The 13640-nt window shown below is 43.4% G+C and carries 12 protein-coding genes; 1 reads left to right on the plus strand and 11 read right to left on the minus strand.

Features of this window, described 5'->3' with window-relative positions; all coding sequences use genetic code 11:
* Window positions 1-98: 98 nt before the first annotated feature.
* From M2369_RS09330 to M2369_RS09345, 4 genes are all read right to left on the minus strand, one after another.
* On the minus strand, window positions 99-1106 hold the full coding sequence (locus tag M2369_RS09330; RefSeq protein WP_017358562.1) for a LacI family DNA-binding transcriptional regulator: 1008 nt from the start codon (window positions 1104-1106) through the stop codon (window positions 99-101).
* 77 nt (window positions 1107-1183) lie between these two features.
* The gene (locus M2369_RS09335) at window positions 1184-2131 is read right to left on the minus strand and encodes a dihydrodipicolinate synthase family protein (RefSeq protein ID WP_017358563.1); all 948 of its coding nucleotides are present in this window, start codon (window positions 2129-2131) and stop codon (window positions 1184-1186) included.
* A gap of 412 nt (window positions 2132-2543) precedes the next feature.
* Complete coding sequence (locus tag M2369_RS09340; protein WP_025206715.1) at window positions 2544-3101, minus strand: shikimate kinase; 558 nt, start codon at window positions 3099-3101, stop codon at window positions 2544-2546.
* An 85-nt stretch (window positions 3102-3186) separates the two neighbouring features.
* The gene (locus M2369_RS09345; protein ID WP_017366579.1) at window positions 3187-3960 is read right to left on the minus strand and encodes an IclR family transcriptional regulator; all 774 of its coding nucleotides are present in this window, start codon (window positions 3958-3960) and stop codon (window positions 3187-3189) included.
* 143 nt (window positions 3961-4103) lie between these two features.
* Between M2369_RS09345 and M2369_RS09350 the strand changes: the two genes are divergently transcribed.
* Window positions 4104-5465 (plus strand): hypothetical protein, encoded by a 1362-nt coding sequence (locus M2369_RS09350; RefSeq protein ID WP_259254062.1) that lies wholly within the window; start codon window positions 4104-4106, stop codon window positions 5463-5465.
* A gap of 242 nt (window positions 5466-5707) precedes the next feature.
* On the opposite strand, the gene M2369_RS09355 is transcribed toward M2369_RS09350, so the two are convergent.
* The 7 genes from M2369_RS09355 to M2369_RS09385 form a co-directional block, all read right to left on the minus strand.
* Window positions 5708-7018 carry an MFS transporter gene (locus tag M2369_RS09355; protein ID WP_259254063.1) on the minus strand — a complete coding sequence of 437 codons (1311 nt, stop codon included), beginning with the start codon at window positions 7016-7018 and terminating at the stop codon, window positions 5708-5710.
* A gap of 45 nt (window positions 7019-7063) precedes the next feature.
* The gene (locus M2369_RS09360; protein ID WP_045034609.1) at window positions 7064-8266 is read right to left on the minus strand and encodes a CaiB/BaiF CoA transferase family protein; all 1203 of its coding nucleotides are present in this window, start codon (window positions 8264-8266) and stop codon (window positions 7064-7066) included.
* 87 nt (window positions 8267-8353) lie between these two features.
* Window positions 8354-8734, minus strand: a complete 381-nt coding sequence (locus M2369_RS09365; RefSeq protein WP_024718975.1) for a cupin domain-containing protein — start codon at window positions 8732-8734, stop codon at window positions 8354-8356.
* Window positions 8735-8757: 23 nt separating this feature from the next.
* The gene (locus M2369_RS09370) at window positions 8758-10518 is read right to left on the minus strand and encodes a thiamine pyrophosphate-binding protein (protein ID WP_110487704.1); all 1761 of its coding nucleotides are present in this window, start codon (window positions 10516-10518) and stop codon (window positions 8758-8760) included.
* 38 nt (window positions 10519-10556) lie between these two features.
* Entirely contained in the window at window positions 10557-11330 is a 774-nt protein-coding gene (gene aroD, locus M2369_RS09375) for a type I 3-dehydroquinate dehydratase (protein ID WP_259254064.1), read from the minus strand.
* Window positions 11331-11339: 9 nt separating this feature from the next.
* Window positions 11340-12773: an aldehyde dehydrogenase family protein gene (locus M2369_RS09380; protein ID WP_110487702.1), complete on the minus strand. Its 1434-nt coding sequence runs from the start codon at window positions 12771-12773 to the stop codon at window positions 11340-11342.
* The gene (locus M2369_RS09385) at window positions 12770-13627 is read right to left on the minus strand and encodes a citryl-CoA lyase (RefSeq protein ID WP_110487701.1); all 858 of its coding nucleotides are present in this window, start codon (window positions 13625-13627) and stop codon (window positions 12770-12772) included. The genes M2369_RS09380 and M2369_RS09385 overlap by 4 nt, the downstream gene beginning before the upstream one ends.
* Window positions 13628-13640: the final 13 nt, after the last annotated feature.

The raw sequence follows: 13640 nt of genomic DNA on the forward strand, positions 1-13640 counted from the left end.
AAATGATGCAAAAGTACATGCTGATGAGCACAAAAGAAATCGCTTACATTTTAAATGAAGAGACATTCTAAAGCGATCATATGAGTTTTCAGCATCTATCATTTCTTTTTTGGCGTTCCCGTGGTGCCACGATCTACATAGTACATCGGGAAGATGTGTTCCATCTTCTCTAACTGTTCTCCTTCTACTAACTGCGTTAGTAAAGAAACCGCTTTTCTTCCCATTCCAACTAAATCAACATGAACAGAAGATAAAGAAGGGGTTAGAAAACTTGCAATGGGCACATCATCAGCACCAACGACAGACAAATCATGAGGTATTGACACATTTGCGATATCTGCCGCTTTCATGACCCCTATCGCCAAAAAATCTGAAGAGCAAACAACTCCAGTCATGTGCTGGTTTCCTTGGAGAAATTGAGAAACCACTTCTACTACTTTTCCCCCATCAAATTCATCTAACTCAAACACAAGCTCTTTGTTCATTGTTAATCCTAAACTTTTCAGTGTACGCTCATACCCCTTGTAATACCTCACACTATGCATCGAACTCATTGGACCATTGACCAGTCCAATGGTTCGATGACCTTTATCAAATAAGGCCGTGACAGATTGACACACACCTTCCTCATCATCTGGCCTGACACATGGAAATGGAGAATCCTCTAAGTAACTTCCGACAACGATAATGGGAATAGCTAAACTTTTTAACCAATCCATGCTCAATTCTTCATTTCTTGGAGAAAATAAAATGGCACCATCTACAGCCTGCGTTTCAAGTAATCGCTGCTGCTGCACAGATGTAAATGACATCAACATATTAAATTCAGTCTCATCTAATTCCTTCGCTATCCCATCTAAAATCGTCGAAAAAAATGGATTATTCAAAATATATGAACCACGAGGAACCACGACAGCAATATTGCCAGTCTTTCTTTTAACGAGCCCTCTAGCTCCTAAATTAGGACGATAGCCTAATTCATCAATCACTTGTTTGATTCTTTCAGCCGTTTGAGCACCTACTCCTGGTTTGCCACTTAATACTCGGGAAACAGAAGCGATAGATACTCCAGCTTTCAATGCGACATCTTTAATACTTACTGACACATTTCATACCTCCGGGAGTCTGTTGTTTTATACTCTATTATAACCTGACTCACCTTCATCATGAAATCAATGGTCTGTTATTTACTAACGTTTTCCTTAAGTAAACCAACACTTTGAAGGCCCTGACGAATCTCTTCTTTTTCCTTTTGAGTTAAAGGTAATACTGGCTTCCTCGCAAGCGAACTGCTGATCAAACCTCGCTGGAACATCGCTTCCTTCATTCGCAGATGAGAGGTAGAAGAAGGTTCATCCATTTTATACACAGCATGCTTTAATTCAAAGATTCTATCGTACACTTTATTAGCCGCTACAAGGTCTTGTTCTTCCACACATTTCACAAGCTCAGCAATCAAATCTGGGACAAAACAGCCGAAACCTACAAGCGCCCCATCAATTCCTTGAACTAATGTTGGCAATAAATATTCATCGTGACATGTGAGCAACGATACATCTGGTGCATGCTTTTTCAGTGCGCGCACATCGACTTCATATTGCGCCATGTCTCTTTGACCGATTTTAAATGAGACAACGTTTGGAATCTCCGACATTTCTAATAATTGACTGGTTGTATAAGAGGTTTTTGTCCATGTTGGATACTGATGGACGATGATTGAAATGTCAATTGCTTCTGCAACATCTTGAAAGAATTGGACAGGTGACTCAGGCTGCATACCGAATCTCAGCCATGAATGTGGCGGCATAAGAAGAATACCTTCTCCGCCAGCTTCCTCCACTGCTTTTGCATGCTGGATCGCTTCAATTGTCCCTTCAGCAGAAACCCCAGAAATGACAGGAATTTCTCCCTTTAATTCGTCGGCTGCAATACGCACAGCTTCAGCTCGTTCATGTGGCAGCAAAGTCATAATCTCGCCAGTATGTCCATTGACAACGATCCCATTAATCCCTTCGTGCCCCGCCACCCAGCGAACAAGCTTACGAAAAGCAGGTTCATCAATTGAATAGTCATCTTTAAAAGGAATTAAGACTGCCGGGAATACACCGCTCCATTTTTCTTTATTTTTCATCAACAAGTTCCTCCCCATCCGTTATAGTAAACGTTTACGGTAAGCGTTTACGTTAATAATCATAGAATGATCTAACCGAAGGTGTCAACAATATTTTTAAAAATTATAATAATTCAAAAAACGGTTATTAGAATTTAGATACTATTTTATTTTTTCAAAAAAAGAAAATGAGAGATATATTTCGTTTCCCATATCAATCAAAAAACCTCATCACCTTGACCTAGTTGTAGTCTGATCACCACTTTTTTCAAACGGCTAGACACACCACACAAAGGATGCATACATTTTGATATAGTGACGAAGGAAAAAACATCTTTTCTTCTTTTTTTCATCCATCATCCAACTTAGACTGTGATTTCTTTGACTACTCCTGATCTAATAGAAAAAGTCTACCCCCTTAGGATAGACTTTTTTATTTCGAATATAGATCCCAGCCAAGCTTGAGTGTGTCGACAATATAATTGGCGACTTCTTCAGCTTCTAGATGATCTGTTTCCACTCTTGAGTTATGAAGGGAATAAATTTCCCGGCGCTCTTCAAACAGTTCTTTCATCTCGTCAAGCGTGCGGTTATGAAGAACAGGACGGTTTTCAATTAAAATATCCAGCCGCTGTTTCCAATTCTCCCAAGATAGGTCAAGGAAAAGAACCGTACAATGCTTTAAGCAAGATCGTTTGATTTCTTCCTGTTTAAACGCACCGCCTCCAAGAGACACGATCTTTAGCTGAGTATGTTCACATAAATCGACGATATAGTCCTTTTCAGCCTGTCTGAAGAAATCTTCTCCTTTTTGCTGAAACATTTCTGGAATCGTCATGTTGTACTTTTTCTCAATCTCCTGATCAACATCAATAAAATCTCTATATAACTTTTTGGCAACCAGCTGCCCAATGGTTGTTTTCCCAACGCCCATAAAGCCAATGAGGACAATATTTCGCTGTCTCACAGGAATCTCTCTATTGTTTTTCATGTTCGTGACACGTCCTCCTTACGACAAGGAATGCTACATAATGTTTCTATTATATGATAAATGGACTGAGAAAAGATAGGCATTCTTAAAAATTGTGTTTGACGACGTAACCGAGTTGTTCGGAGAGCTTCTCGGCATGCTCTTTCACTTTTTGCTGCAGTTGAGGGATGACATCTTCAGTAAATCGTTGGGTCGGTCCAGAGATGGATAAACATGCCTGCACCTCCCCATGAATGTTAAAGATCGGTGCCGCCACTGCCGCCGATCCGACTTCCCGTTCATCAATACTGCAAGCGGTATGCGTTTCAAGAATATGACGACATTCTTTTTGCCATTCCTCCATCGTCATGTGATCAGCCTCAGACGCGAAAACTTGCTGTTGAAACTCTTCGCTTTGGAAAGCAAGCAGCACCTTTCCACCAGCACCAGCGTATAACGGCAGCTTCTCACCGATTTTCACAAGATGCCGAATCGATTGCAGCCCTTCGGCTTGTTCAATACATACCCTGCTTTTGTGATCGAGCACATACAGGTTGACGGTTTCCTTCGTTTCATCACGAAGTGTGTACATGAGCGGTTTTGCCAGTTCCCTCAATTTGATGGACTTCCCAGCAATATAACCGAGAAGATAAAGTCTTTGACCGAGCCGGTACTTCATCGTCTCTTGGTTCTTTTCCACAAAATGATTCATTTCAAGTGCCTTGAGCAGTCTCGTTGTGGTAGACATTGCTAAGTTCATCTCTTTTGAAATGTCCGTTAGCGTCAGCTCTTGACGTTCTTCGCTAAAGCAAGAAAGAATATCCAAAGCGCGCTGAACGGTACGCAATCCTGATTCTTCTTTTGACTTTTTATCAGCCATGTTCACTTTCTCCTTTTCCCCTTTGATTTCTTATCGACATGATTAACCAATTTTGCTATAATCCATTTTAAATGTTCCATTAAAAGAAAACAAATTCCACTGTACGGAATAAAACCGATAGATGTTTTGATGGAGGAGATATCATGATCTACCTGCTCATTTTCACACTTCTTATTAGCTTATACATCGTTCATCAACTATTCCCTGCTCCCATTCTCTCCTATTTGGTTGGTCTGCTGGCGGCTGCTTCGCTCACCATTTCCTTTAAGAAGGCCAATGGGCTTTATTTGAAAACGGGTGCTATGTTTCTCTTGATTGGATTGGTGTTATTTTTCTGGTCAGAACAGCCTTTGCATACGCTTTTTCTTCATTTTCATTCCATGCTAGGCTTGCTCTCTTTATTTTTCATGTTGCCATTTATTCATTCTCTCATACATGTTGGACATTTCGATACTCAATTAAATAAACTGCTTACCTTACATACAACGAGTACAAATCAGCTTTATCGCAAGAGTTCATTTGTCACTCATGTTCTTGGCATGTTTTTAAATATCGCAACGATTCCCTTATTATATACATCCTTGAAACCGTCGCTGAACGCCCTTCAGGAACAAGTCAAACAGCACCTTTATACGCGCAATCTTTTAAGGTCATATGCGCTATGTCTTAGCTGGAGTCCTGTCGAAGTACTGGTGAGTGTCACGATCGATGCAACCAAATTGAAATATTATCAGATTGCACCCGTTACCTTTTGTTTAATGGTGCTTGTGCTGTTGACGGATTGGTTGCTGTTTTCTCGTCAAAGCAAACGATTGCCGCATATCATCCAGCCGGCAGAAGCTCACTCCAACCCTCATCGCATCAAGAGAAAAACCATTCAGCTTGCTTTCATGCTGCTCAGTTTTATGACAGTCGTTTCGCTTGTTGACGCCTGGATTGGGAAAGGTTATCTGTTCGCTGTTGTGCTGACGATTATTCCTTTCGCTCTATTATTCTCGTCTATCATCAAAAAACGAAAACAATATGTAGCCGTCTCTATTCCCCATTGGAAAGAACGGACCCGCCAGCTCTCCAATTATATGTGTCTATTTTTAAGCGCGGGCTTCTTTGTCGATATGCTGCTTGTCACAAACAGCCTGCAGCCGATTCAAGCATTTATCGTCAGTATATCAGATCATGCCATTTGGGTTTATGGGGTTATCGGGCTGTATTTTCTCATCACCGCTCTTTGCGGTTTTCACCCGCTCGTTTCGCTTGCTCTCTTAGTGAGCTTGATGGCACCTGTCATTCATGACTTGCCTGCCCTTCCCATCGCAATCATGCTCATTATCGCTGGAACCTCAACGGTCATGTTTAGCCCATATAATGTATCTGTCTCCCTATTAGCCGATTTGATGAAGGTCAACCCTTACCGAATCACTCGATGGAATATCTGGTTTGCTGGTTTTTATATCAGCATGGGTATCGCATGTGCAACGATCATCACCGTCATCTTTTATTCATAGAAAAAGAGAACCCAATGAGTTCTCTTTTAAGATTGTTGACAAAGGGCTAAAATGAACTTGATTTTAGCCCTTTGTCTTTTTTTCAGTGTGATAGAAAACCTTTGCAGCCCTAGGAAGGACGAGTACCGGCGCGGAGCGAATTTGACATTCGTGAGCACCGGCACGCAGGACTGACACCGAATGCGAGGGTTTGTCTACACGCTGAAAGAGAACCCAATGAGTTCTCTTTTTCTTACTCTCTATTATTTTAATTGAATCCGTTCAATCTTACCTACAATAAAGATATACGACAACGCTCCGCCTAATGCCACTAGGCTGACGAATAAAATACCGCCGTTGTAAGAGCCTGTCGCCGATACAATGAATCCGATGATCAGCGGGGTGATGATGCCGGATAAGTTAGCAAAAAAGTTGAATACGCCGCCAGCCAGCCCGACCATTTCTCTTGGTGCCACCTCAGACAACATGGTCCAGGAGATATTAGACAGTCCTTGCGCAAAGGATGCGATGGATAAAATAGTCAGCACAAGCGGGATATTCGTTGTAAAATTCGCTAAAACAATGGTACTTGTCAGAAGCAGACCGACCACAACCGGCAGCTTTCTCGCTACATTGACCGATACACCCTTTTTAAGCAGCCAGTCAGACACATAGCCTCCAAACAGTACCCCAAAGAATGCAGCGATATATGGCAGGGATGCCGCAAAACCCATTTTGAGAAAGGCCATATTTTTCGCCTCTGCTAAATAGGTCGGAAACCATGTTAAAAAGAAAAAGAGGGTAGACGCAACAGAAAATTGACCAATATAGAGTCCAATCAATTTACGATATTTTAAAAGTGCGGCAAAGTCTGCCCATTTCAGTTTCTCCTGTGATGCCACTGTCAGTCCTTCGCCTTGACGGATCAATTCTAGCTCATCTTCATTGATCTTTGGATGCTCTTTCGGTTCGTGATAATACTTGTACCAAAAGAAAGCAAATATAATACCGAGCGCACCAGCAGTGATAAAGACGGTTCTCCAATCGAAAGTTGTCATAATCCAAAAAAGAAGAGGTGTCGCAAATGCAAGCCCCACATACTCTCCAGCGGTATAAACCCCTGTTGCAAATGCGCGTTCCCGCCTTGGAAACCATGTGGTCACAATGCGATTATTCGCAGGAAATGCGGGAGATTCTGTAATTCCGATAAACAAACGGCAGCCAAATAAGAAGGCAAAGCTGTTCGCAAACGCCTGTAAACCGGTGAAAATAGACCAAGTAATGAGTGATATTCCATACGTTACCTTTGATCCAAACTTATCAAGAATAAAGCCGCCAGGGATCTGCATGGCTGTATAGGTCCAGCTAAATGCTGAAAAGATGAGGCCTAATAAGGCAGGGTTTAATTGCAATGAAGACTGAATCGCAGGTGCAACAATGGATACACTGGCTCGATCAATATAGTTAATAGCGGTAATAAAAAACAACAGAATCAAGATGCCGAAACGAGCTTTTGTTGGTTTCGCATAAGCAGGCCGCAAGTCGTTCCCCTTCAGTTCTGAATGCACTTTCATAACCATCCTCCTTTGTTTCCGCAGCGTGCGGATCGGTTGAGTGTCTTAAATGACCCCTTTTTCTTCTAACTGTTTACACTCTTCTTCTGTGAAGCCAAGCATATTCGTTAAAATGTCATAATTATGTTCACCTAAATCAGGCGCAATATGGCGAATACGACCGGGGGTTTTTTCAAACTTCGGAATGATTCCAGGCACCTTCACTTTTCCAAGACGTGGATGATGCACCTCGACAATATTTTCTCGTGCTTTAAATTGCGGATGCTCAAAGATATCCCGAATGCTTAGAATCGGACTCACAGGCACACCATGTGTATCTAGAATGTCTAGGACGTCATCTCTTGTTTTGGACGCAATCCACTGCGAGACGATCGCATCCATTTCATCGTTATGCTTCAGCCTGGCTGCATTCACAGAGAATTTCTCGTTCTCTAGTAAATCTAAGCGATTCATCGCCTCTGCCAATCGATTAAAGGTCGAATCTGTACTCGTCACAAGAACCAAATAATGCCCGTCCTTTGTCTCATAGGTGCCGGCAGGGCTTGAATGACCGCTTAACCCTGGTGAACGTTCACGCACCTTCCCTAGCTTGTCATATTCAGCAACCAAAAATTCTAACATGCGGAACACAGATTCATAGAGAGCCAAATCCACCATTTGCCCTGTTCCTTCTGGATGTGTGTCACGGTAATACATCGCTGTCACAGTGGCAAACGCCACATAGATTCCTGCGATATAATCCGTAAGGGAAAAGGACGGGCTGACTGGATGCCGATCTGGAAACCCTTGAATATATGTAAAGCCGCTAAACGCCGTCGCAGGTGTACCAAACCCCGCCTTGTCCTTAAATGGACCGGTTTGCCCATAACCCGAAACTCGAATCATAATTAAACGAGGGTTGATTTCTTTTAATACATCGTACCCAACGTCCCATTTTTCAAGTGTTCCCGGACGAAAATTTTCAATGATCACATCAACCTGCGCTGCAAGCTTTTTAAAAATGTCTTTTGCTTCTTCTTTGTGTAGATCGAGTGTAAGAGATTTCTTATTCCTTGAAAGCCCTGACCATCTCAAAGGTTCACCATCTGCAAAAGGGCCAACATGCCGCAGTGTATCACCTTTTCCAGGAATCTCGACTTTAATGACCTCTGCACCGAAATCCCCTAGAAGCACCGCGCCATATGGTGCAGCAATCATCGTAGAAACATCTAATATTTTGATTCCTTCAAGCGGTGTATTCTTATTCATTGCTTGACTCCCTTTCGTTCAATTGATAAAGGGCTAAAATGCTTTCTATTTTAGCCCCTTTTCTTCTTTCTCTCGTGCAAGGTTTCTTTAGTCCTTCGGAAGCTGCCCTTGCGGTGTATAGAGCCAAATCAGCCATAAAGGTTCATCCCCTGTGTTCACATGCTGATGCGAGACACCGTCTGGAATAAACATAAAGTCATTTTGTTTAAATGATTGTCTTTCTCCATCGCAAATGACTTCGCCAGACCCTTTAATCACATAATCAAATTCCTCTGAACCCGGGTGATTGTGCACCGAGCTTGCTTCTCCCGGCTCAAAAATAGTGAGACCTGCCATCATATGCTCTGATCCAACGGTATCTGGTGTGATCGTTTGAAACACCTTCCGAATCATGTTCTCTTCTGGATGATCTAAACCTAACCATAATGGATGACCGTCTTGAAATGGATTTAATACTTTAATTTTCATTGTTGATTCCTCCCTAGTCATGTTTAGTTCACACTGACATGTGAACGTTTTGTATTTGGTGAATAAATATCATTAATGTTCCAATGTCCATCAGTAGGCACAGGATCATTTTTCATCGCTACATCAATGACACATGGTTCCTGAGAAGCGATCGCTTCAGCCAAAGCTTCTTTGAATTCAGAAGCCGCCGTAATTTTGATCCCCTTCATCCCATAACCTCTTGCAATGGCTGCAAAATCAGGCGAATAGCTTTCTCCATCTTTTCTAAAAACAGTGCCGTATGTCGTTTCATAATGTGCCATTTGCAAGCCGGCGATCGTTCCAAACGCACTGTTGTTCATCACAATCCACACGACAGGAATGTTTTCTTCCATAGCTGTTGCGAGAACAGATGGATTTTGACCGAATCCGCCGTCCCCGACAAGTGATACAACGACACGGTCAGGCTGGGCAATCTTTGCTCCAAGTGCAGCAGGAGCGCCAAATCCCATCGTCGCAAAACCACCTGGGGTTAAAATAGTGCCTGGGGTGAATACAGGAAATTGCTGTCCGACCCCATTTTTATTCCAGCCAACATCGGTTGTAATGAAGGCATCAGGCGGCAATACTTCCCGCACCTCCTGCAAAATACGTTGTGGTTTCATCGGGAAAGACTCGTCTTGAATATTCGTCAAATTGCTCTTCTGAAATTCCTCACGATATACCGCAATGTCCTTTTTCAATTGAGGGCGATCCAGACCTTCTGGCAGCCTTTCTTTCGCCACACGATTGAGTACGGTCAACGCCTGCTTGAGATCTGCTACCGCTCCAATTTCCGCAGGATAATTTCGGCCAATTTCATTCGGATCAATGTCAATATGAATGAGCTTGGTTGATTGGAAATTGAACGTATACTCCGATTCCCACGAACTCGCATCTGCTTCAGCAAAACGGGTGCCTAAAGCCAATATATAGTCCGCTGCTTTACACTGATCATTGATAAATTTCGTCCCCCAAAACCCTGTCATGCCAAGGGTCATTGGATGATCATCTGGCATCGCCCCTTTCCCCATCAAAGAATGGGCAACAGGGATACTCAAATGGTCAGAAAATGCCTTTAACTCTTCTGCTGCATCGGCTAGTAAAATGCCTCCCCCTACATATAAAAGCGGTTTGTCTGCCTGCAGCAATCGATCTAATATCCGATTCGCTGTTTGATCATCAATAGATGGTTTTTCAACGGTGTGTGTATGATGAGCGATTTGTTCAAATAACGACACATCTAAGTCTTTTGAGAACACATCCATCGGAACTGAAATCAGGACTGGCCCAGGGCGGCCGCTTTCAGCTAACTGAAACGCTTTTGATAGAATTTCTGGAAATAATTCTGGAATGTCAACTCGCCATGCTCTTTTCACAAACGGGCGATAAATTTCGTATTGAGAAGCATCGGAATGAAGATTGATTTCTTGGTGTGGGTGCTTTCCGTAGTAATGACTTGGAACATCTCCTGCAATGACAACCATTGGAATGGAATCGAGTGCGGCATTCGCTACGCCTGTTGCCGCATTGGTGAGTCCAGGACCTAAGTGACTGAGCACAACAGCCGTCTGTTTTTTCGCTCGTGCATAACCGTCTGCTGCATGCGCCGCTATCTGTTCATGTCTGACATTCACAAATTGAATACGGCTTTTTTCTAGCGCTGATAAAAAAGCAATATTCGTATGACCGCACAGACCGAAGATATGCTCAACTCCTCGATTTTCTAAATACTGAATGACCTGTGTAGATATATTCTTCTTCATGTTTCTCTCCTCTCACGGTGCAGCTATGAATCTGCTACTCACTGATTCTTTGAAAACACAATCGATAGAACGGTATTCAAATCCTGTATCGCAACTTGTCCAGGTGCTGAGCTTTCTTTCCCTACAGCAAAGGTCATGATAGACCCAAAGAGTCCACCTACCATTCTTGTGAAGGCGCCATATTCCCCCATCGCCATCGAAATAACGGGGATGGACAGATACTTGTTCGCCTTGCCCGTCGCAGAAAGCAGTGTCAATGCATCCTCATAGGAATGCGGCATGACGGCGATCTTTGCGATATCGGCGCCAACCGATTCTGCATGGGTGAATAGCTCCACAAGCCGATCCGCCGCGGGGGTACGATGGAAATCGTGGTACGACACAATCAAGATGACCCCGTTTCTCTTAGCCGCCTGACTGACTTGCTGGATATGCGAGACATCATGCATTAATTCAAAATCAACGGCAGCCACAAGCTGAGTGGCACAAAGCTCGACAAGCAGGGAAACCTTTTCACCCTCTGAGAGTGAGATGCGTTCGCCGCCCTCTTTTTCAGAACGAATGGTGAATAAAAATGGGATGTTATCTGCCTTTTCGATCATCCCTTTTAGGGTGTCGATGACTTGTTCCTTGTCATTGAGGTGATTGAAAAAATCCGCTCGCCACTCTATCACATCAGGCTTCTTCTCAGCTAACACCTCAACTTCAAGAAACAATTCTTCCTTTGTTTGTCCAATGAGCGGCGTACAAATCATCGGCTGACCGCCTGTCTGCGCACTCTTTACCTTTTGCTGAAAGACATTCACAACCATCTGCCCCCTTTATAGCCCATTTGGCAGCACAACCATTTTGGTTTCGGTCATCTCCTCGATGGCGAAACGTGGGCCTTCCCTTCCAATACCGCTTCGTTTAATCCCGCCATATGGCCAGTGATCTAGTCTGAAATTCGATGTCCCATTGATGACTACGCCGCCAGTTTCAAGCTCTTTTGCTGCGTGTAACGCAACATCTAGCTGATTCGTAAAGACACCTGCCTGCAAACCATATCGACTATCGTTTGCTTCTTTGATTGCCTCATCCAGCTCCTCATATGGGAGAATGCTGACAACTGGACCGAACACTTCTTCACAGACGACCTTGGCTTGTTTTGGCGGGTTTAGCAAAATAGCCGGTGTAATGCTTGCGCCATTTCGTTGTCCTCCAGATAGAAGCTCGGCACCCATTTTCTCTGCCTCTTGTATCCAAGCCTCCACACGTTTTGCTGCCTGTTCATCAACCATACAGCCGATATCACTTTCACTAGACAGCGGATCTCCAACGACGAGCTGCTCTACTTTTTGTTTAAGTGTCTCAGTAAATGACGACATAATTTGCTTGTGAACATAAATTCTTTGAACAGAAATACAGCTTTGACCAGAGTTGCTAAAGCCCGTTTTGGCACAAAGAGATGCGGCTTGCTCGATATCTGCATCATGATGAACAATCGTCGCTCCATTTCCTCCGAGTTCCAGCAGTACCTTTTTTAATCCAGCAGAGTTTGAAATATGTTCTCCGCCCACCGCACCGCCAGTAAAAGAAACAAGATTGGTTCTTTCATCAGTGACTAACTGTCTGCCGGCGTCTACTCCTCCAATCACAAGCTGCAGGCTCTTTTCTGGAAACCCTGCTTCAAGCAGGAGCTTAACAAACGCTGTGGCAACAGCTGATGTTTGCGGTGCTGGTTTTAAAATAATGGCATTCCCTGCCGCAAAAGCTGGACCGATTTTGTGACAAATTAAGTTAAGAGGCGCATTAAAAGGCGTAATCGCCAGCACAACCCCAACCGGTACTTTAAATGTCATCGCCATTGCTCTCTGTCCACGGGAAGATACATTGCCAGGAATGGTCTCACCGATTAGTCGATTGGCTTCTTCGGCTGACTGCGCCAGCGTTTCAATTGATCGTGAGACTTCATCTCTTGTATTTTTAAGCGGTTTGCCTAATTCTAAAGAAATGAGTTTTGCAAAATGCTCTTTTTGTTCTTCCAATAAGACAGCTGCCTTTGTTAGAAGCGTTGAGCGTTCTAATGCTGATATTGCCGCTAATTGTTTTTTAGCTTGCTGCGCAATAGAAAGCGCCTGTTCTATATCTTCTGAGGATGCAAGATAGGATGTACCGATCATTTCCCCAGAGTATGGATTGATAATGTCTTCTTTGACATGGTTTGCATCCAGCCATTCGCCGTTTATATATGACAACGCTTTCAATTCACTCAAATTCTCTCACCCTCCTTCAAGTGACGCGTCCCGACCCCCGCATAACGAACAAGTCTTTCTTCATTCGGACAAGGACCTTTCACTAGGGCACCTTTTGTCAGCTCTTCATATGCATGCGCCACGATGCCCATTCCTCTGGATAAGGAAAAGATGCCTTTTGCCGCTTCAGCTGGAATGTTTAATTCACATTGGATCGCAGCAGATACACCATCTATGTTCATCGTGATTTTTTTCCCTTTTAATTGTTCAAGTTCATGTCTAATCGCCTCAGCTAACCGTAAGTACGTTCCGCTGATATCACCTTGCTGCACATATGTTTGACTCAGCTCATACAGCCGTCTCACTCTAGGATCATCATCATGCAGCTGATGACCGATTCCCGGAATTTTTTCCTTGCGAGCTAACCATGTCTGACATACTTGCTTTGCAGCATACTTCATATCTTTTTGTGCATCATAAACCGCTTTGGCTTCGTATAACATACGCATCGCCTTTTCACCAGCTCCGCCATGAATATCACCTAATAGATTCACCCCTGTTGCAACAGAAGAATTAAACGAAATGCCGCACGTAACCGCCATTCTTGCCGCTGCAATAGACGGTGCTCTTGGCCCATGATCCGCACCTGCGACAAGAACACTTTCAAAAAGAGCTGCCTTCGAATCATCTAGTAATTCACCAACAAGCAGTAGATAAAGCATCTGCGGATACGACAATTCACCAATAAGCTCTTCAATTGGATAGCCCCGAAGTTCAATTGAATTTTTTTGAATATGACTAATCTCAGTCTCCCACCAAGCGCCTCCTTCTTTGTATATTTCCAGTGCACTTCGATTTTTCATTGTGTGAATCATTCCTTTAGCCACT

The sequence above is a fragment of the Bacillus sp. JUb11 genome, assembly GCF_024807925.1.
Classification (GTDB): Bacteria; Bacillota; Bacilli; order Bacillales; family Bacillaceae; genus Bacillus; species Bacillus altitudinis.

Bases quoted from the DNA above. Each gene is read 5' to 3' on its own strand.
- M2369_RS09335 (WP_017358563.1), bottom strand. From the start codon at position 2,131: ATGAAAAATAAAGAAAAATGGAGCGGTGTATTCCCGGCAGTCTTAATT.
- M2369_RS09365 (WP_024718975.1), bottom strand. From the start codon at position 8,734: ATGAAAATTAAAGTATTAAATCCATTTCAAGACGGTCATCCATTATGG.
- M2369_RS09340 (WP_025206715.1), bottom strand. From the start codon at position 3,101: ATGAAAAACAATAGAGAGATTCCTGTGAGACAGCGAAATATTGTCCTC.
- M2369_RS09345 (WP_017366579.1), bottom strand. From the start codon at position 3,960: ATGGCTGATAAAAAGTCAAAAGAAGAATCAGGATTGCGTACCGTTCAG.
- aroD (WP_259254064.1), bottom strand. From the start codon at position 11,330: ATGGTTGTGAATGTCTTTCAGCAAAAGGTAAAGAGTGCGCAGACAGGC.
- M2369_RS09360 (WP_045034609.1), bottom strand. From the start codon at position 8,266: ATGAATAAGAATACACCGCTTGAAGGAATCAAAATATTAGATGTTTCT.
- M2369_RS09355 (WP_259254063.1), bottom strand. From the start codon at position 7,018: ATGAAAGTGCATTCAGAACTGAAGGGGAACGACTTGCGGCCTGCTTAT.
- M2369_RS09370 (WP_110487704.1), bottom strand. From the start codon at position 10,518: ATGAAGAAGAATATATCTACACAGGTCATTCAGTATTTAGAAAATCGA.
- M2369_RS09385 (WP_110487701.1), bottom strand. From the start codon at position 13,627: ATGATTCACACAATGAAAAATCGAAGTGCACTGGAAATATACAAAGAA.
- M2369_RS09350 (WP_259254062.1), top strand. From the start codon at position 4,104: ATGATCTACCTGCTCATTTTCACACTTCTTATTAGCTTATACATCGTT.